Source organism: Rhizobium pantanalense, assembly GCF_030182525.1.
Classification (GTDB): domain Bacteria; phylum Pseudomonadota; class Alphaproteobacteria; order Rhizobiales; family Rhizobiaceae; genus Rhizobium.
Window position 1 is genome coordinate 428408 of record NZ_JAQJCH010000006.1, and the last position, 17271, is coordinate 445678.

Genomic DNA, 17271 nt, shown 5'->3' on the forward strand with positions numbered 1-17271 from the left:
GGCTGGCGCAGGTTTATCTCGCCCCTGGCGGGCGAGAAAGCAATTTCACTGGTTTAGGAATTGCGAACTGGGAGCTGCGACGTTTCCCAAAGCGCAGCGCAATTTCTAAGCCATTGAAATTGCAAGAGCGGGGGCCTCTTCTCGCTCGTACAATTCGAAGATTAGGTGCGTCCCTACCTACCCCCTCTCTTGCAAAAACTAAGGCTTAGAAGAGGGGCGAACCCTCAACTAAGCCTAAGTTTTTGCTTTCTCGCCCGCCGGGGGCGGGATAAGCCATGCGTTCGAGCCTTGACAAATCGGGCGCACCATGCGCTTTTCCGCCCGATTTTCTCGTCGGCGGGCGAGGGGTCTGCGTGTCCTTTCGCCGCCGCCCGCCAAGTCCAGGATATATATTATGCATCGCTATCGCAGCCACACATGCGCCGCCCTGCGCAAGTCCGACGTCGGTTCGACCGTCCGCATTGCCGGCTGGGTCCATCGCGTCCGAGATCATGGCGGCGTGCTGTTCATCGACCTGCGCGATCACTACGGCATCACCCAGGTCGTTGCCGACCCTGATTCTCCGGCCTTCAAGCTCGCCGAAACCGTTCGCGGCGAGTGGGTCATCCGCATCGACGGCCTGGTTAAGGCCCGTACGGAAGACACCGTCAACAAGAACATGCCGACCGGCGAGATCGAGCTTTATGCTCAGGAGATCGAAGTGCTCTCCGCCGCCAAGGAGCTGCCGTTGCCTGTTTTCGGCGAGCCGGATTATCCGGAAGACGTTCGCCTGAAGTATCGCTTCCTCGATCTGCGCCGCGAAACGCTGCACAAGAACATCGTCAAGCGCACGCAGATCATCTCCTCCATGCGTCGCCACATGGGCGAAGTGGGCTTCACCGAATACACGACCCCGATCCTGACGGCATCGTCGCCGGAAGGTGCGCGCGACTTCCTCGTGCCGAGCCGTATCCACCCCGGCACCTTCTACGCGCTGCCGCAGGCGCCGCAGCAGTACAAGCAGCTGCTGATGGTCGCCGGCTTCGACCGGTATTTCCAGATCGCGCCGTGCTTCCGCGATGAAGATCCGCGCGCCGATCGTCTGCCGGGCGAATTCTACCAGCTCGACCTCGAGATGAGCTTCGTCACCCAGGAAGACGTCTGGAACACAATGGGGCCGCTGATGACCCAGGTGTTCGAGGAGTTTGCCGAAGGCAAGCCGGTCACCAAGGAGTGGCCGCGCATCCCTTACGATGTTGCCATCCGCAAGTACGGCTCCGACAAGCCTGACCTGCGCAATCCGATCGTCATGGAAGCCGTCACCGAGCATTTTGCCGGCTCCGGCTTCAAGGTCTTCGCCAACATGATCGCCTCCAACCCGAAGGTCGAAGTCTGGGCCATCCCGGCCAAGACCGGCGGTTCGCGCGCATTCTGCGATCGCATGAACGCGTGGGCGCAGAGCCAGGGCCAGCCGGGCCTCGGCTACATCTTCTGGCGCAAGGAAGGCGAGAAGCTCGAAGGCGCAGGTCCGCTTGCCAAGAACATCGGCGAAGAGCGCACCGATGCGATCCGCACCCAGCTCGGACTGGATGATGGCGACGCCTGCTTCTTCGTCGCCGGCGATCCCGCCAAATTCTACAAGTTTGCCGGCGAGGCTCGCACTCGGGCCGGCGAAGAGCTGAACCTGGTCGACCGCGACCGCTTCGAGCTGTGCTGGATCGTCGACTTCCCGTTCTTCGAATGGAGCGAGGAAGAAAAGAAGGTCGATTTCGCCCACAACCCGTTCTCGATGCCGCAGGGTGGCCTCGAGGCGCTGCAGAACCAGGATCCCCTCACGATCAAGGCGTTCCAGTACGACGCCGTCTGCAACGGCTTCGAAATCGCTTCGGGCTCGATCCGTAACCAGTCGCCGGAAACCATGGTCGCCGCCTTCGAAAAGGTGGGCCTCAGCCAGACCGACGTCGAAGAGCGCTTCGGCGGTCTCTACCGCGCCTTCCAGTACGGCGCGCCTCCGCACGGCGGCGCTGCCTTCGGTATCGACCGTATCGTCATGCTGCTGGTCGGCGCCAAGAACCTGCGCGAGATCTCGCTGTTCCCGATGAACCAGCAGGCGCAGGATCTGCTGATGGGCGCTCCTTCGGCTGCCACGCCGACGCAGCTGCGCGAACTGGCGATCCGCCCGGTACCGCCGGTCAAGAAGGACTAAGTCCTCTACGGTTTGACAAAATGAAAAACCCGACGACCGAAATCGCCGGGTTTTTGCTTGTCTACTGATATCAGCTAGATCCCGGCATAGACCGCTTTCGCCAGGTCCGTGGTGAACTGACCCCACATACCCTCAAGGGTCGTATTGGTCAGGGCGACCACCGTCAGGCCCTTTTCGGCGTCGACGAACCAGCTGTGCCCATAGACGCCTCCCCATTTGATCGTGCCAGCCGAGAAGGGGACCTGCGCGACCAGGGGATCGAGGACAACGGACCAGCCGTAGCCGAACCCGAAACCGGCCTGCTGCGCCTGCATATGCCCGCCCGCCTGATCGGCCATCATGGTTTTCACTGTATCGGCCGATAGCAGCGGTGCACCGCCCTTCCTGATCGTGTCCAGAATGGCAAGGATGTCGCTTGCCGTTCCGGCCATGCCGGCGCCGCCGGAGTGATAGGACGCGGGATCGAATATCCTGTCGGGTGCAAAGCGGATCACGCCGTCGAAGATTGGAACGAGCGCCTCGTCGCCCATTCGCTGCGGCTCTGGAGTACCATTCACATAGGCAGCTGCCAGGCGGCTGCGGTCGCGCACGTAGAAGCCCGTGTCAGAAAGGCCGAGCGGCTTCATGACAAGATCGGCAACCGCATCGCCGAGCGGGCCGCCGGTTTCCTTTTCGATGATGCCGCCAAGGACATCCATCGCCAGGGAATACTGCCAGTTTTCGCCGGGCGCGAAGAGAAGAGGCGCGCTGGCGAGGCGCGGGAGGTTGTCAGCCAGCGACCGGCCTGGCGTGTCCAGCCCGTCGGATACGCCAGCCTTGTGATAGGGGCCGTCTTGCGCCTCGGCGAATGTGTAGCCCAACCCGGAGGTGTGGGTGAGAAGATGCCGGACGCGGATAAGGGCTTCGCCGCCATCCGGCAGACGCGGCCGGAAATCCGGCAGCCACTTGGTGATCGGATCGTCGAGCCCGATACGGCCCTGTTCGACGAGCCGCATGGCGGCAATGGTGACGATCGGCTTGGTGACGGAGGCGAGGCGGAAGATGGCATCTTCCCGCATAGCCACCCTGTTTTCCCGATCCGCCAGACCGGCGGCGCGGGCATAGACCAATTCTCCATCCTGAGCGATCAGAACGACGCTCCCGACCAGCCTCTTTTCAGCTAGGGCGGAATCGATTGCAGCATCGACGCCTTCAGCAAGGCTGCCGTCGCTGATGCGTGCGGAATTTTCCAGGGGAAGACTCATGGGGCAAAACCTTATATAATCACAATGACCATTCCTGAATAAACCAAGTCGAGAAATAATTCTAGAGTGACCATTGTGAAAAATATTGAAGAGAAGAACAATTCTCCACCGCGCAAGCGCGGACGCCCACCGGCCTTCGATCGCGAGACGGTTCTGGCTGCCGCCCGGGACACCTTCTGGAAGCACGGCTATGACGGTTCCTCCATCGCCGATCTGACGGCGGCGATGGGCATCACGCCGCAAAGCCTCTATGCGGCCTTCGGTTCGAAGGCCGACCTCTATCGCGAGACGCTTGATCAATATCGGCGCATGCCTCGTCCGGAACCCGGCAATCCCTTTCAGGACAAGCTGGATACCGTGACTGCCTTCGAGCGCTTTCTGACGAACTCCGCCAGGATATTCACGGCACCGGAGCATCCAAAGGGGTGCATGATATCTACGGCGGTACTGAATTGTGCGGAGGAGAACGAGCCGATCGCCCATCATGTCGCATCGATGCGCCTGCAGACGCTCGATATCTTCACAGCGCGCATCGAGCGCGGCATCGCCGAAGGGGATATGCGGCCGGATGCGGACGCTCGCTCGCTTGCCCGCTTTCTGGGCGCGATCGTGCAGGGCATGTCCGTTCAAGCCCGCGACGGTGCGACCACGGAGGAATTGCTTGCCCTCCTGTCCCATGCGCTCAGCGAACTGAAAACGTATCAGCGGCAGCGGGAAGCCTGAGCCGCGGCAAAGAAAAACCCGGCGACCTAAGCCGTCGGGTTCCGGAATGATTTTAGGAATGACCGATTAGTCGTTCGAGGAAACCTTGAGGCCAATAACCTGCGGGATCGTCGTCGGTGCGCCCATGGCGGCGCCGATGATCATCGGCACCGGCACAGGCTTGCCCGGAGCGGCGGTGACGGTCAGGCTCTTCGGGTTGTCGAGATAAGTGCTGACCGCCGCGGAGACGGCATTCTGCAGCTCCGGAATGTTGAGCTGCGCCATCATGATCGGCGTCATTGCCTTCAGTGTGTCGGCAAGCTGCTTGCCGGTGACGCCCTGCTGCTTGCCGGCGAAGTCGAGCGCACGTGCCGTAATCGACGCGTCGTCGAAGCGGATCTGGGCGCTGTTGAAGGTGAGCTGCTGCAGCAGGCCGAGCATGGCGAGGCCGGCCGACTGCTGTGCTTCCTGCTGGTTCGGATTGGAGCGAACCGTCTTCAGCGCATCCTGCAGCGACTTGGCGAAGGCAGGCGTGTAGCCGGAAATGCTGAAGGCGAGGTTCAGCTTGCCGATGTCCCTGAAGTCGAAGGAATATTCGCTGATGTTGATGGTGCCAGGCCCCATGTCCCAGCTGCCCTTCATGGAGACAGTGCCGTCGATTTGCTGCAGCTTCAGCGCGTCGATCGCTTCCTTGGTCTTCGCATCGTCGACCTTGCTGAGATCGGCCTTGATGCCATTGATCTTGGCGTCGAAGTCGAGGCCCGACTTGTCGTCGCGCTTCTTCATGTTGGCGTCGGCGCCCTCGATCGAGAACACTTCGGTATCGTCCTTGGTCACCGATACGGCACCGGCATGGGCGCTCTTGTAATAGAGCAGCGAGCTCAGGTCGCCCTTGCTGGAGTCGGCCGGAATCTCGACGCCGGTCAGCTTGAGATCGGTGGCGGAAACGGAGGCGCCGTCCTTGTTGAAATCGACATCCGCAAAATCGATTTCCTCGATCGTGTAGCCACCGTTGTTTTCCTCGACGCCATCAAGGGTGATGTCGCCGAGCGGAATGCTGTCTTCCATGCCGGCCGCCTTGAAGCTCGCGCCCTTCAGCGTCACCGTGCTACCATCGACATCAATGCCTGTCGCGGCGATCGAACCGCCCTGCTGGCCATAGACGTCGTTGATCTTCTTCAGCAGATCATTGCCGTCGAGCGCAAAGGCGGAGCTGGCGAAAGACAGGATGGCGGCACTGCACAGCATCAGCCGCGTGGTCCGATAGAAAGTCATGATGGCGTTCCTCGTTGAGCCGGTGGTATTGGCGGGGGCGTACAGATTGAGCGTGTACTGCGCTGACTTATATTGATCTTTCTGTGAAAATCCAACGGCAATGAATGTAGAGTGCGAGTGCAGCAAAAATGTATCGATAGCCACCCTGCAATATGTCTGAAATGCCTTCATCCACAGGTGCTTTCGGCTGATTTCTTGCCGTGAATCGCCATCTCTTATAGTCAAGGGCCATGGGAAAAAATCTGACACCGCCGCCCAGTGATGGCGACGACAACATCCTTCCGGTCGATCTGAAGGCCGCGCTCGAAGAGCGTTACCTGGCCTATGCCTTGTCGACGATTACGCAACGCGCGCTTCCGGACGTCCGCGACGGGCTGAAGCCGGTGCATCGCCGTATCGTCTATGCGATGAGCGAGATGGGGCTCCGCCCGAACGCCGCCTTCCGCAAATGCGCCAAGATCGTCGGCGAGGTGATGGGTAACTATCACCCGCATGGCGACCAATCGATCTACGATGCGCTGGCGCGTCTCGCGCAGGATTTCTCGCAGCGCTACACGCTGGTCAACGGCCAAGGCAATTTCGGCAATATCGACGGCGATAGCCCGGCCGCGATGCGTTACACCGAATCCAAGATGACGGCGGTTTCCGAGCTGCTGCTCGAGGGCATCGACCAGGATGCCGTGGATTTCCGTGACACCTATGACGAGTCGAATTCCGAGCCGATCGTTCTGCCTGGGGCTTTCCCCAATCTGCTCGCCAACGGCTCTTCTGGCATCGCCGTCGGCATGGCGACCTCCATCCCGCCGCACAATGCTCACGAGCTTTGCGACGCCGCCCTGCATCTGATCAAGGATCGCGACGCGACGGTCGAGAAGCTGGTGGAATTGTATATTCCAGGTCCCGACTTTCCGACCGGCGGCATCATTATCGATGATCGGCAGAGCATCATAGAAAGCTACAAGACCGGCCGTGGCGGCTTCCGCGTTCGGTCCAAATGGGAAATCGAGGATCTCGGTCGCGGCGGCTATCAGATCGTCATCACGGAAATTCCGTTCCAGGTGCAGAAGTCGCGGCTGATCGAAAAGATTGCCGAGTTGCTTCTGGCGCGCAAGCTGCCGCTGCTCGAGGACATCCGTGACGAATCCGCCGAGGATATCCGCGTCGTTCTCGTGCCGAAGAGCCGCACAGTCGACGCGACGATCCTGATGGAATCGATGTTCAAGCTCACCGAGCTTGAGAGCCGGTTTCCGCTCAACATGAACGTTCTGTCCATGGGCCGCATTCCCAAGGTCATGGCGCTGAACGAAGTGCTGAAGGAATGGCTGGATCACCGCCGGGAAGTCCTGCTGCGCCGCTCGCGCTTCCGCTTGGCGGCCATCGAAAAGCGCCTAGAAATTCTCGGCGGCTTGCTGATCGCCTATCTCAATATCGACGAGGTCATCGCCATCATCCGCGAGGAGGATGAGCCGAAGCCTGTCATGATGGAGCGTTTCGGCCTCACGGACAATCAGGTCGAGGCGATCCTCAATATGCGGCTGCGCTCCTTGCGCAAGCTGGAGGAGTTCGAAATCCGCAAGGAGTTCGACGGCCTGACGAAGGAGAAGGCCGACATCGAGGCACTGCTCGCTTCGGACGAGAAGCAGTGGCAGACGGTTGCCTGGGAAATCGGCGAGGTGAAGAAGAAATTCGCCAAGGCCACCGACATCGGTCGGCGCCGCACGCAGTTTGCCGAAGCGCCCGAAGCCGATGACGAGGCTATCCAGCAGGCGATGATCGAGAAGGAACCGATTACCGTCGTCGTCTCGGAAAAGGGCTGGATTCGCGCCCTCAAGGGCCATATTTCCGATACCTCGTCGCTGACCTTCAAGGAGGGCGACGGACTGAAGGTTGCCTTCCCGGCGCAGACGACGGACAAGATCCTGATCGTTACGACCGGCGGCAAGGCCTATACGCTCGGCGGCGACAAGCTGCCCGGCGGCCGTGGCCACGGTGAGCCGCTGCGCATCATGATCGACATGGAGAACGATCAGGATGTGCTAACCGCCTTCGTCCATGATCCGCAGCGCAAGCAGATGATCGCATCGACGGCGGGCAACGGCTTCATCGTTGCCGAGGCGGAACTGGTCGCCAATACCCGCAAGGGCAAGCAGATCATGAACGTCTCCTATCCCGACGAGACGAAGCTTCTGGTTCCAGTTTCGGGCGACCACGTTGCCGTGGTCGGCGAGAACCGCAAGATGGTGATCTTCCCGCTTTCGCAGGTGCCGGAAATGTCGCGTGGCAAAGGCGTGCGTCTGCAGCGCTACAAGGATGGCGGCATCGCCGATATCAGGTGCTTCGCGATCGCCGATGGCCTGACATGGGAAGATAGTGCCGGCCGCACCTTCACCAAGACCAAGGACGAGTTGGTGGAATGGCTGGGCGACCGCGCCGGTGCCGGCAGAGCCGTGCCGAAGGGCTTCCCCAGAAGCGGCAGGTTTTCTGGGTAAGGATCGATTGATCTAAAATCCCTGCAGTCGGCCAGTGGGTCGGTTGCAGGGACGAACGTCCTGAGCCCTAGCGAAGGGCCGGGGTGTTACGGCTTGACTGTCAACAGACGGCAATCGGCCGCCGGATCGATTGCCGACAGACATCGGAAACCCAACGCCGAGGCGAACAAGAGGCGGTTAGTTTCTAACCTGCCTCCGGAACACAAACGTCCCGTAGGAAGCGCGTTGCTCCTTCTTCGTCGATTTCACCAGCGGCCACAGCCAAGACAAAGCTGTAAAGATTGGCGTCCGTCGTTTGAATACGGTAGCCGTTGTCCATGAGAAAGACTGCTGTTGCCACGATGGCGATGCGTTTGTTGCCATCTATGAACGCGTGGTTTTTTGCCAACCCAAATAGATAAGCGGCCGCCAGTTCGATGATATCATTTGTGCCGTATTGGGCCTTGTTAATCGGGCGCGCCAAGGCGGATTCGAGGGAGCCTTCGTCGCGTAGACCATAGGAGCCGCCGAACCTTTTGATCTGCATCCTGTGCAATTGCTCGATGAGCGGCCTAGTCAGGAAGATAAAAGGCATTACTCCGCCAACTTCTTGAGCGCCACTTTATACTGATCCATGAAACGTTGCGCGTGTTCCATCTGACGCGCAAAGTCCGCGTCGGTTGGCTGCATCAGCAATCCACCATCCTTCAGGCTGAGCTCCAAGGTATCGCCAGCGCCGAGTCCCAACTGGTCGAGAACTTCCTTCGGAATAATCACGCCTTCGGAATTGCCGATCTTGCGGATGGTGACGTTCATGTCTCAGCTCCAATGTAATAACTCAGTTATAACATTGGCTGACGGTCAGTTCAATGCACAAGACTCTGAGTGGTGATTGCCGCTCTGGCTTTAACTCGCGCCTGCCATAGCGAGTGAGCGGCCAGTGCCAGGATCAGGATGGCGCCGCCGGCCAGCGTCATGTTGGTCGGCGCCTCCGAGAAGATCAGCCAAACCCAGATCGGCGCCAGGATCGTTTCCAGGAGGTAGAACATTGCCACTTCCGGCGCCGAGAGAAAGCGTGTGCCTGTCGCAAGGCACCAGAAGGAAAGCGGCATCAGCACCGCGCCGTCGAAAAGGATCCAGCCGGGATGGTCGATGGAAAAGTCTGGCGGCACGATGTGATAGAGCCCGACGGCCGCCGGAATGACGGCCGCCAACAAGGAGGCAAAACCCATATCTCGGCCCGAGGCGCGACTGATCGTGATGGCACAGGCAATGGAGAACGAGGCGAGCACGGACAGCGCATCGCCAAGCAGATGCCCGCCCTCCATGCCATCCCCGACGATCAGGCCGACTCCGAGAATCATCACCGCCATCGTGATGAAGGTCGAAAGGGCTGGGCGTTCCTTGAGGAAGATCCACGAGAGGAGGGCGGTGAACATCGGGTTCAACGCGATAATGAAAACCACATTTGCCGCTTTCGTATAATAGACGGCAAGCAGGAAGGTGATGGTGGTCAGCCCGTAGAAGAAGCCGACGGGAATTCCGAGCCAGCCCGGCAATACGTCACGCAGCGAACCCGTGACACGGCGAATGACGAAAAGGGCTGCGAGTGCCACGATGATGGTCGCAAGGCTGCGTGCCGACAGCACCGACCATACTTCGCCGCTGGAAAGTCGAATCAAGGGAATATCCATCGACAGGGCCAAGCCGCCGAGCGTCGTCAGCAGCAGGCCCTTCTTATGATCCGAGAGCTGGGAGAACATCTAGCGAAGGCTATCTTTTTCGCCGTCGGCGGCAGGATCGAAGCGCTCCCATCCGCGTGGGGTGAGATGCTCCTGAGGCTGGAAGCGCGTCTTGTAGTCCATCTTGCGCGAGCCCTTGACCCAATAGCCGAGATAGACGTGCGGCAATCCCAGCGCTTTCGTCCGCTTGATGTGATCCAGAATCATGAATGTGCCGAGCGACCGCGCATCAAGATCGGGATTGAAATAGGAATAGACCATGGAAAGCCCGTCGCTCATGACGTCGGTCAAGGCTGCGGCCAGAAGTTCGCCCTTCGGACGCTGCTCGAGGCCCGATCCTTCCTCGCGGCGGCGATATTCGATAATGCGCGTGTTCACATGCGTGTCCTCGACCATGATCGCATAATCGAGCACGGTCATGTCGGACATGCCGCCTTGCTGATGACGATAGTCGAGATAGCGACGGAAGAGCGAATATTGCTCGCTGGAGGGCTGCGCCGGAAATTCGGTGGCGATGATATCGCTGTTGGCGGTCAGCACCCGTTTCATCGATCGGGTGGGCTCGAATTCCTGGGCGAGGATGCGTACCGATATGCAGGCTCTGCAGGATTCGCAGGCGGGACGATAGGCGATGTTCTGCGAGCGCCTGAAGCCGCCCTGGGTCAGAATATCGTTCATCTCGGCGGCGCGCGGACCAACAAGGTGTGTAAAGACCTTGCGTTCCATCTCGTGCGGCAGGTACGGGCAGGAAGCCGGTGCCGTCAGATAAAACTGCGGAGATGGCGTCGACTGCGTGTTCATCTGCCGTTGATTGACCTTTCTCTCGGCACCCGTTTTCTACAAGCATGGCCCAAGTTTAGAAAACGTCAACTACGTCCTTCGCTAAAGATCGAAGTTTCCTAATTGACCATGCACAGAAATATCTCCCGCGCGCCCCATGGCCCGTGGGAAATCGCGAGGTGTCCTGTGCTTATGCGTTGTTTTAGGCCGTCCGGGCGATGACCGTGCCGAGCAGCAGGTCATGCACCAGCCGGCTGCGGTCGGTAAAGAGACCCACCAGCAGGATGAGCGGCGTCAGGACGGAGTTCAGGATCCAGAACAGCGCCAAATGGACGATCGCCGTCAGGAAATCCATGCGTCGGCCGTCGACTCGAACCATGGTGAGGCCCATGGCGCGCATGCCGAGCGACGCCTGATAGGGGCCGCCAAGCGTCCAGCCGAAATAGAGGCCGGCAACGAGAACGAACAGCACCGGATAAAGGAAAAAGCCGAGCCCCAGTGTCAGGATCGAAACGAAGAACAGCAGTACGGCCGCTGGAATGCACAGCAGCGCGACGATGATGTAGTCAACGATGAAGGCGAAGATGCGCCGGCTCAGAACGCCACTATAGGCGCGCCAGTCATCCGGTGCTGCATAGAGCGGGCTGGGGTTCAGGCTCATCGTTTTGCTCCTTCGCGCTAGCCCCGTCAATTCTTCGAATCCGCAAGGGGCCAATGCCAGTTAAAGATCCCTCTGCGACTTTTATGCGACCGGTAGGGCACGCAAAAGTCGCGGCGGGGAAACATTTGCCGAACATATGGTATCGGCTTCAGCAAATACAATAAGCGGACGGCGTGACGTTATTTCTTCGCCAGATGTCTCGCCACATCGACAGCGAAATAAGTGAGGATGCCGTCGCAGCCGGCGCGCTTGAAGGCGAGCAGGGTTTCGAGCATCACGCGATCACCGTCGATCCAGCCATTGGCCGCGGCAGCCTTGATCATCGCGTATTCGCCCGAGACCTGATAGGCAAAGGTCGGAAGGCCGAAGGCCTCCTTCAGTCGCCAACAGATGTCGAGATAGGGCAGGCCGGGCTTGACCATCAGCATATCGGCGCCTTCCTCGACGTCGAGCGTGGCGTCGCGCACGGCCTCGGTGCCGTTTGCCGGGTCGATGTAATAGGTCTTCTTGTCGCCTTTCAGCAGGCCGCCGGTCGAGATCGCCTCGCGATAGGGGCCATAGAAGGCCGAACTGAATTTCGTCGCATAGCTCATGATGCCGACGCTCTGGTGGCCGGCTGCATCGAGCGCCTGGCGGATCGCGCCGATGCGGCCGTCCATCATTTCCGAAGGCGCGATGATGTCCGCTCCAGCATCCGCCTGGTAGACGGCGGCGCGCGCCACTTGTTCGACCGTCTCGTCATTAACGATCTCGTTGCCGCGCAGGATGCCGTCATGCCCGTGGCTGGTGAAAGGGTCGAGCGCGACGTCTGTGATGACGCCAATGTTCGGCACGGCCTTCTTGATTGCGGCAGTGGTGAGGTTGATGAGATTATTCTTCTCGAGACTGTTGGAGCCAGTCTCGTCGCGCAGTTCCATCTCGATGTTCGGGAATGTCGCGAGCGCGGGAATGCCGAGATCGGCTGCCTCCTTCGCCGCTTCCACGGCCTTGTCCACGGTCATGCGGTTGACGCCGGGCATGGCCGGGATCGGCTCGACGATGCCGGTGCCCGGGATCACGAAGATCGGCCAGATCAGATCGTCGACCGTCAGCCGGTTTTCCTGCACGAGACGGCGCGTCCAATCGGCCTTGCGGTTGCGCCGCATGCGCCGATGACCGGTGATCTCGTCAACGAGATGCGTCTTGTTCTCCATGATGCCGCCATCCTTCTTCGTCTATTTATGGCATTCTCTATGGGGCGCGTACCTATCACGCCGTCCCCAGGATTCAAAACAAGGCGAAAGGCCGCAGCCATTATATTCTGGCGAGGCGCGTGCCTCCTACGTATTGTTCGCGCATGGAACCTGATTCTTCGACCGTACCCAAGAATACGCTGACGGACATCCTGTTCGTGCTGTTCCTGCGGCTGATCGCGATCGCCTGCTTCTGGCTCGGCCTGCAATATTGGGCGATGCTGGTCGGCTATTCGCTGGATGGTCACGCCCGCTTCGATCTGCTCGCTCTGCCCTGGAAGGTCGCAGGGGCCGGGCTTGCCGTGGTTTTTCCGGTCGCAGCCCTTGGATTATGGCTTACCGTTTCCTGGGGGCCGGTCATGTGGGTGCTGGCTGCAGGCGGGCAGGGGCTGATGTATGGCGTCTGGCCGGAGATATTCGGATCCAATCCGCTGATCATGATCTTGCATGCGTGTGTGGCGGTGATTTATTGCGCTTTCCGCGTCCTGCTGTGGCAGGAGAAACGCCGGCGCCGGCAGCAGCAGGTAATGGTTGATTTACCCTGAGACAGCAACACTTCCTGGTAAGGTGCTGTTAAGCCTGCAGTTTAAGTAGAATTTTATGTGTATTCGATAGGGTCTCACTCAAGGCGGGAAGAAAACGACACCGCCAAACAAAACAGAGTGAGGCCAAGTCATGATGAACACGAAAATCAAGCCGCAGGCAGTTGCAAACGCTCGGGATCAGCAGGTTGATGACATCCGGGCTCTCTACATGGAATCCCTTCACCTGGTCGAGCGTCTGCACCGCCGCCTGCTTGATGTTATCAAGGACGAGTTCGACCGTCAGGGTCGCGACGACGTCAACGCCGTACAGGCACTTCTCCTTTTCAATATCGGCAATTCCGAGCTGACGGCCGGCGAGCTGCGCTCCCGCGGTTTCTATCTCGGCTCCAACGTCTCCTACAACGTCAAGAAGCTGGTCGACCTCGGCTTCATCAACCACCAGCGCTCGCGCATCGACCGTCGCTCGGTCCGCATCAGCCTGACGGAAACCGGCCAGGATATCGCCGAAACCGTCGCCAAGCTCTATGAGCGCCACATCGGCTCGATCGACAAGGTCGGCGGTATCGGCACCGATGAATTCACCCAGATGAACAAGCTCCTGCAGCGTCTGGACCGCTTCTGGAACGATCAGATCCTCTATCGCCTGTAAGTAACGGGCGGGGATCGATCCTAAGACCTTCCAGTAAAAGCAAGCTGGACACGTTCCCTGCGTGTCCGGCTTGAGGCGCATTGCCGAGCCGGCCGTTGTGCGCTTTTTGCCACGTCAGCGCTTCACCTTTCGTCCCATGTAACGTCCCAGGCGGCTAAGCCATTGACGCCGTATCAGGACACGCTATGAACCACGCGCAGCTGTGGTATTTTAGCAAATGCAGTTTGGCTTTTCTTTCGCACTTGCGCAGCAAAGCAAGTTTCATGCCGCGAGACACGAATTGGCCATATTGCTATGACAGCGGAAATCGACTGCAGACAGCGTTCTCGAAATACGATCTTCCGACCTGAAGATCTTGGCTTCGCGATATTGTGATAGTTCGTGGCCAAGTTTTTGGTGGTGCATTAAGGGAACGGATTGATACTGAGCCACGTTACTTGGCGCAAGCTGCGCTATTTACTGCTTCCTCTCTAAGCTGCGCATGATTGGATCGCAGCGTTGAACGGTTAGGATATGTCGAAGAAAAACGGAATTGGACCCTTTTCGCGCCGCGCTTTCCTGCGGTCGGCTGCAACTCTTGGCGCTGCCGCACTGGCTGCTCCGGCTCTCGCGCAAAACGCGACCCCACTGGAAGCGCTGATCAACGACCGTTCTCGCGGCAATTGGGATGATCAGTTCGACGCCAAGGCCGCGGCGCGCACCGCCGCCGCTGTTCAGTCGAACACGCCAATCCTCGGGCCAGATTCCGTACCGAATATTCAGCAGGCGATCGCGCAATATCAGAATATTGCCGCTAACGGCGGATGGCCGCAGGTCAATCCGACAAGCCAGCAGCCGCTGCAGCTCGGTGCAACCGACCCGGCCGTACAGTCGCTGCGTCAGCATTTGATGATTACCGGCGACCTTCCGCGTGAGGCTGGTATGTCCTCTGCCTTCGACTCCTACGTCGACGGTGCGGTCAAGCGTTTCCAGGCCCGTCACGGCCTGCCGGCAGATGGCGTCCTAGGCGATTTCACACTGAAGGCGATGAACATCCCCGCCAATGTTCGCCTGCAGCAGCTCAACACGAATCTCGTCCGCCTCCAGACGTTCCCGTCCGACCTCGGCCGTCGTCACGTCATGGTCAACATCCCGGCGACACGTGTCGAAGCCGTAGAGGATGGTCAGGTTGCACTGCGCCACCAGGCGATCGTCGGCCGTGAATCGCGCCCTACGCACATCATCAATTCGAAGATCTATGAGGTCATCCTCAACCCATACTGGACGGCGCCGCGCTCCATCATCATCAAGGACATCGTGCCCTTGATGCGCAAGGACCCGACCTACCTGACGAAGAACAACATCCGTCTTCTCGACGGCAAGGGCCAGGAAGTCGCACCCGAGACGATCGACTGGAACTCGGACAAGGCCCCGGACTTGATGTTCCGTCAGGACCCGGGCAAGACGAACGCCATGGCGTCCACGAAGATCAACTTTTATAATCCCAACAACGAATATATGCACGACACGCCGGAGCAGGGCCTGTTCAACAAGCTCATGCGTTTCGACAGCTCGGGCTGCGTGCGCGTCCAGAACGTGCGCGACCTCGCGACCTGGTTGCTGGCTGAAACGCCGGGCTGGCCGCGTCAGCACATCGAGCAGGTCATCTCCACCCGCGTCAACACGCCGATCAAGCTGGCGACCGAAGTGCCTGTCTATTTCGTTTATATTTCGGCCTGGAGCGCCCGCGACGGCATCGTCCAGTTCCGCGACGACATCTATAATCTCGATGGCAATTCCCAGTTGGCGCTCAATACGACTGAGGGCATGGAGCAGCCGGTTCAATAATCGGCATTCCAATTGCAATTCCTATCGAAGCCGCGTTTTCGGACGCGGCTTTTTCGTGTCTCGGTGTCAGCTATCGTAGTTTGCCCAGCAAATGTCGCTGGTCGTATTGCTCTCCGGCGACCCGAGCGCTAATACCGTCTGCATTGCCGTTCCGGCCCGTTCAGGAGCTTTCACGATGACCAACGCGTCCACCGAACCTTTCTTCAATCGCTCGCTTGCCGACACCGATCCGGAAATCTTTGGCGCGATCGGCAAGGAGCTCGGTCGCCAGCGGCACGAAATCGAACTGATCGCCTCGGAAAACATCGTCTCGCGCGCCGTTCTGGAAGCGCAGGGCTCGATCATGACCAACAAATATGCCGAGGGATATCCGGGCAAGCGCTATTATGGCGGCTGCCAATACGTCGATATCGCCGAAGAACTTGCCATCGAGCGCGCCAAGAAGCTGTTCGGCGTCAACTTCGCCAACGTTCAGCCGAACTCCGGTTCGCAGATGAACCAGGCCGTCTTCCTCGCGCTTCTGCAGCCGGGCGATACTTTCATGGGCCTCGACCTGAATTCGGGCGGTCACCTGACGCATGGTTCGCCGGTTAACATGTCCGGCAAGTGGTTCAACGTCGTGTCCTACGGCGTGCGCGAAGGCGACAACCTGCTCGACATGGATGAAGTGCAGCGCAAGGCCGAGGAAACCAAGCCGAAACTCATCATCGCCGGCGGCACTGCCTATTCCCGCATCTGGGACTGGAAGCGCTTCCGCGAGATTGCCGACAGCGTCGGCGCCTATCTGATGGTCGACATGGCCCACATCGCCGGTCTCGTGGCCGGTGGTCAGCATCCGTCGCCGTTCCCGCATTGCCACGTTGCCACCACGACCACGCACAAGTCGCTTCGCGGCCCGCGCGGCGGTATGATCCTCACCAATGACGAGGATCTGGCGAAGAAGTTCAACTCGGCCGTCTTCCCCGGCCTTCAGGGTGGCCCGCTGATGCACGTCATCGCCGCCAAGGCCGTTGCCCTTGGCGAAGCGCTGCAGCCGGAATTCAAGGACTACGCCGCCCAGATCGTCAAGAACGCCAAGGCTCTTGCCGAAACGCTGATCTCCGGCGGCGTCGACGTCGTCTCCGGCGGCACCGACAACCACCTGATGCTGGTCGACCTGCGCAAGAAGAATGCGACCGGCAAGCGTGCGGAAGCCGCGCTCGGCCGCGCTTACGTCACCTGCAACAAGAACGGCATTCCCTTCGACCCTGAGAAGCCTTTCGTAACCTCGGGTGTCCGCCTCGGCACGCCGGCCGGCACGACGCGCGGCTTCAAGGAAGCCGAGTTCCGGGAGATCGGCAATCTGATCATCGAAGTGCTCGATGGCCTGAAGGTCGCCAATTCCGACGAAGGCAATGCTGCCGTCGAGGCTGCCGTGCGCGAGAAGGTGGTCAAGCTCACTGACCGCTTCCCGATGTACGGCTACATGGGCTAAGGAGAGCGCATGCGCTGCCCTTACTGCGGCTCAGAAGACACTCAGGTCAAGGACTCGCGCCCGGCGGAGGACAATACGTCCATCCGCCGTCGGCGCATTTGTCCGGATTGCGGCGGCCGCTTCACCACCTTCGAGCGTGTGCAGCTGCGCGAGCTCATGGTCATCAAGAAGACGGGCCGCAAAGTGCCGTTCGATCGCGACAAGCTGGTGCGTTCCTTCGAGATCGCGCTGCGCAAGCGTCCGGTCGACCGGGACCGGATCGAGCGCGCTGTCTCCGGCATCGTGCGTCGCCTCGAAAGCTCCGGCGAGACCGAAATCAGCTCCGAGCAGATCGGCCTGCAGGTACTGGAAGCGTTGAAAAGCCTAGATGACGTCGCCTTCGTACGCTACGCCTCCGTCTACCGCGATTTCTCGCATGCTGAGGATTTCGAGCATGTGATCGACGAAATCAACGCCAAGATCGCCCGCGATCCGCTGGATCCCTGAC

General features: G+C 59.7%; 16 protein-coding genes. 8 read left to right on the forward strand and 8 right to left on the reverse strand.

What is annotated here, in order from left to right; genetic code table 11:
- Positions 1-394: 394 nt before the first annotated feature.
- Positions 395-2185, forward strand: a complete 1791-nt coding sequence (aspS, locus tag PH558_RS18020; RefSeq protein WP_285205820.1) for an aspartate--tRNA ligase — start codon at positions 395-397, stop codon at positions 2183-2185.
- A gap of 74 nt (positions 2186-2259) precedes the next feature.
- Here aspS and PH558_RS18025 read toward each other — a convergent pair whose 3' ends face one another.
- Positions 2260-3429 carry a serine hydrolase domain-containing protein gene (locus PH558_RS18025; protein WP_285205821.1) on the reverse strand — a complete coding sequence of 390 codons (1170 nt, stop codon included), beginning with the start codon at positions 3427-3429 and terminating at the stop codon, positions 2260-2262.
- Positions 3430-3495: 66 nt separating this feature from the next.
- Here PH558_RS18025 and PH558_RS18030 point away from each other — a divergent pair, with 66 nt between their 5' ends.
- Complete coding sequence (locus tag PH558_RS18030) at positions 3496-4152, forward strand: TetR/AcrR family transcriptional regulator (RefSeq protein WP_285205822.1); 657 nt, start codon at positions 3496-3498, stop codon at positions 4150-4152.
- A 66-nt stretch (positions 4153-4218) separates the two neighbouring features.
- On the opposite strand, the gene PH558_RS18035 is transcribed toward PH558_RS18030, so the two are convergent.
- Positions 4219-5406, reverse strand: coding sequence for a YdgA family protein (locus PH558_RS18035; protein WP_095434445.1), 1188 nt, complete (start codon positions 5404-5406; stop codon positions 4219-4221).
- A 230-nt stretch (positions 5407-5636) separates the two neighbouring features.
- Here PH558_RS18035 and parC point away from each other — a divergent pair, with 230 nt between their 5' ends.
- Positions 5637-7895 carry a DNA topoisomerase IV subunit A gene (gene parC / locus PH558_RS18040; RefSeq protein WP_285205823.1) on the forward strand — a complete coding sequence of 753 codons (2259 nt, stop codon included), beginning with the start codon at positions 5637-5639 and terminating at the stop codon, positions 7893-7895.
- A gap of 184 nt (positions 7896-8079) precedes the next feature.
- Here the strand turns inward: parC and PH558_RS18045 are convergent, their stop codons facing one another.
- From PH558_RS18045 to hemB, 6 genes are all read right to left on the reverse strand, one after another.
- Entirely contained in the window at positions 8080-8469 is a 390-nt protein-coding gene (locus PH558_RS18045; RefSeq protein ID WP_285205825.1) for a type II toxin-antitoxin system death-on-curing family toxin, read from the reverse strand.
- The gene (locus PH558_RS18050) at positions 8469-8690 is read right to left on the reverse strand and encodes an AbrB/MazE/SpoVT family DNA-binding domain-containing protein (RefSeq protein WP_069616332.1); all 222 of its coding nucleotides are present in this window, start codon (positions 8688-8690) and stop codon (positions 8469-8471) included. The genes PH558_RS18045 and PH558_RS18050 overlap by 1 nt, the downstream gene beginning before the upstream one ends.
- Before the next feature lie 50 nt (positions 8691-8740).
- Positions 8741-9637 (reverse strand): DMT family transporter, encoded by an 897-nt coding sequence (locus tag PH558_RS18055; protein WP_285205827.1) that lies wholly within the window; start codon positions 9635-9637, stop codon positions 8741-8743.
- Entirely contained in the window at positions 9638-10417 is a 780-nt protein-coding gene (locus PH558_RS18060) for an arginyltransferase (protein WP_285205828.1), read from the reverse strand.
- A 181-nt stretch (positions 10418-10598) separates the two neighbouring features.
- Entirely contained in the window at positions 10599-11057 is a 459-nt protein-coding gene (locus tag PH558_RS18065) for an RDD family protein (protein ID WP_075852219.1), read from the reverse strand.
- 179 nt (positions 11058-11236) lie between these two features.
- The gene (gene hemB, locus PH558_RS18070; protein WP_285205829.1) at positions 11237-12250 is read right to left on the reverse strand and encodes a porphobilinogen synthase; all 1014 of its coding nucleotides are present in this window, start codon (positions 12248-12250) and stop codon (positions 11237-11239) included.
- Between the two features lie 143 nt (positions 12251-12393).
- Between hemB and PH558_RS18075 the strand changes: the two genes are divergently transcribed.
- The 5 genes from PH558_RS18075 (at position 12394) to nrdR (ending at position 17270) form a co-directional block, all read left to right on the forward strand.
- Positions 12394-12834, forward strand: a complete 441-nt coding sequence (locus PH558_RS18075) for a DUF6163 family protein (RefSeq protein WP_092710715.1) — start codon at positions 12394-12396, stop codon at positions 12832-12834.
- A 133-nt stretch (positions 12835-12967) separates the two neighbouring features.
- Entirely contained in the window at positions 12968-13483 is a 516-nt protein-coding gene (ldtR, locus tag PH558_RS18080; RefSeq protein ID WP_069616333.1) for a transcriptional regulator LdtR, read from the forward strand.
- A 513-nt stretch (positions 13484-13996) separates the two neighbouring features.
- Positions 13997-15310, forward strand: a complete 1314-nt coding sequence (locus tag PH558_RS18085) for a L,D-transpeptidase family protein (protein WP_285205830.1) — start codon at positions 13997-13999, stop codon at positions 15308-15310.
- A 175-nt stretch (positions 15311-15485) separates the two neighbouring features.
- The gene (gene glyA, locus PH558_RS18090; protein WP_015339424.1) at positions 15486-16784 is read left to right on the forward strand and encodes a serine hydroxymethyltransferase; all 1299 of its coding nucleotides are present in this window, start codon (positions 15486-15488) and stop codon (positions 16782-16784) included.
- A gap of 9 nt (positions 16785-16793) precedes the next feature.
- Positions 16794-17270, forward strand: coding sequence for a transcriptional regulator NrdR (gene nrdR / locus PH558_RS18095; protein ID WP_015339425.1), 477 nt, complete (start codon positions 16794-16796; stop codon positions 17268-17270).
- Position 17271 lies beyond the last annotated feature (1 nt).

Coding starts and splice junctions, on each gene's coding strand:
- PH558_RS18025 (WP_285205821.1), bottom strand. CDS start 3,429: ATGAGTCTTCCCCTGGAAAATTCCGCACGCATCAGCGACGGCAGCCTT.
- PH558_RS18050 (WP_069616332.1), bottom strand. CDS start 8,690: ATGAACGTCACCATCCGCAAGATCGGCAATTCCGAAGGCGTGATTATT.
- hemB (WP_285205829.1), bottom strand. CDS start 12,250: ATGGAGAACAAGACGCATCTCGTTGACGAGATCACCGGTCATCGGCGC.
- glyA (WP_015339424.1), top strand. CDS start 15,486: ATGACCAACGCGTCCACCGAACCTTTCTTCAATCGCTCGCTTGCCGAC.
- ldtR (WP_069616333.1), top strand. CDS start 12,968: ATGAACACGAAAATCAAGCCGCAGGCAGTTGCAAACGCTCGGGATCAG.
- PH558_RS18075 (WP_092710715.1), top strand. CDS start 12,394: ATGGAACCTGATTCTTCGACCGTACCCAAGAATACGCTGACGGACATC.
- PH558_RS18060 (WP_285205828.1), bottom strand. CDS start 10,417: ATGAACACGCAGTCGACGCCATCTCCGCAGTTTTATCTGACGGCACCG.
- nrdR (WP_015339425.1), top strand. CDS start 16,794: ATGCGCTGCCCTTACTGCGGCTCAGAAGACACTCAGGTCAAGGACTCG.
- PH558_RS18085 (WP_285205830.1), top strand. CDS start 13,997: ATGTCGAAGAAAAACGGAATTGGACCCTTTTCGCGCCGCGCTTTCCTG.
- PH558_RS18055 (WP_285205827.1), bottom strand. CDS start 9,637: ATGTTCTCCCAGCTCTCGGATCATAAGAAGGGCCTGCTGCTGACGACG.
- PH558_RS18035 (WP_095434445.1), bottom strand. CDS start 5,406: ATGACTTTCTATCGGACCACGCGGCTGATGCTGTGCAGTGCCGCCATC.
- PH558_RS18065 (WP_075852219.1), bottom strand. CDS start 11,057: ATGAGCCTGAACCCCAGCCCGCTCTATGCAGCACCGGATGACTGGCGC.
- aspS (WP_285205820.1), top strand. CDS start 395: ATGCATCGCTATCGCAGCCACACATGCGCCGCCCTGCGCAAGTCCGAC.
- parC (WP_285205823.1), top strand. CDS start 5,637: ATGGGAAAAAATCTGACACCGCCGCCCAGTGATGGCGACGACAACATC.
- PH558_RS18045 (WP_285205825.1), bottom strand. CDS start 8,469: ATGCCTTTTATCTTCCTGACTAGGCCGCTCATCGAGCAATTGCACAGG.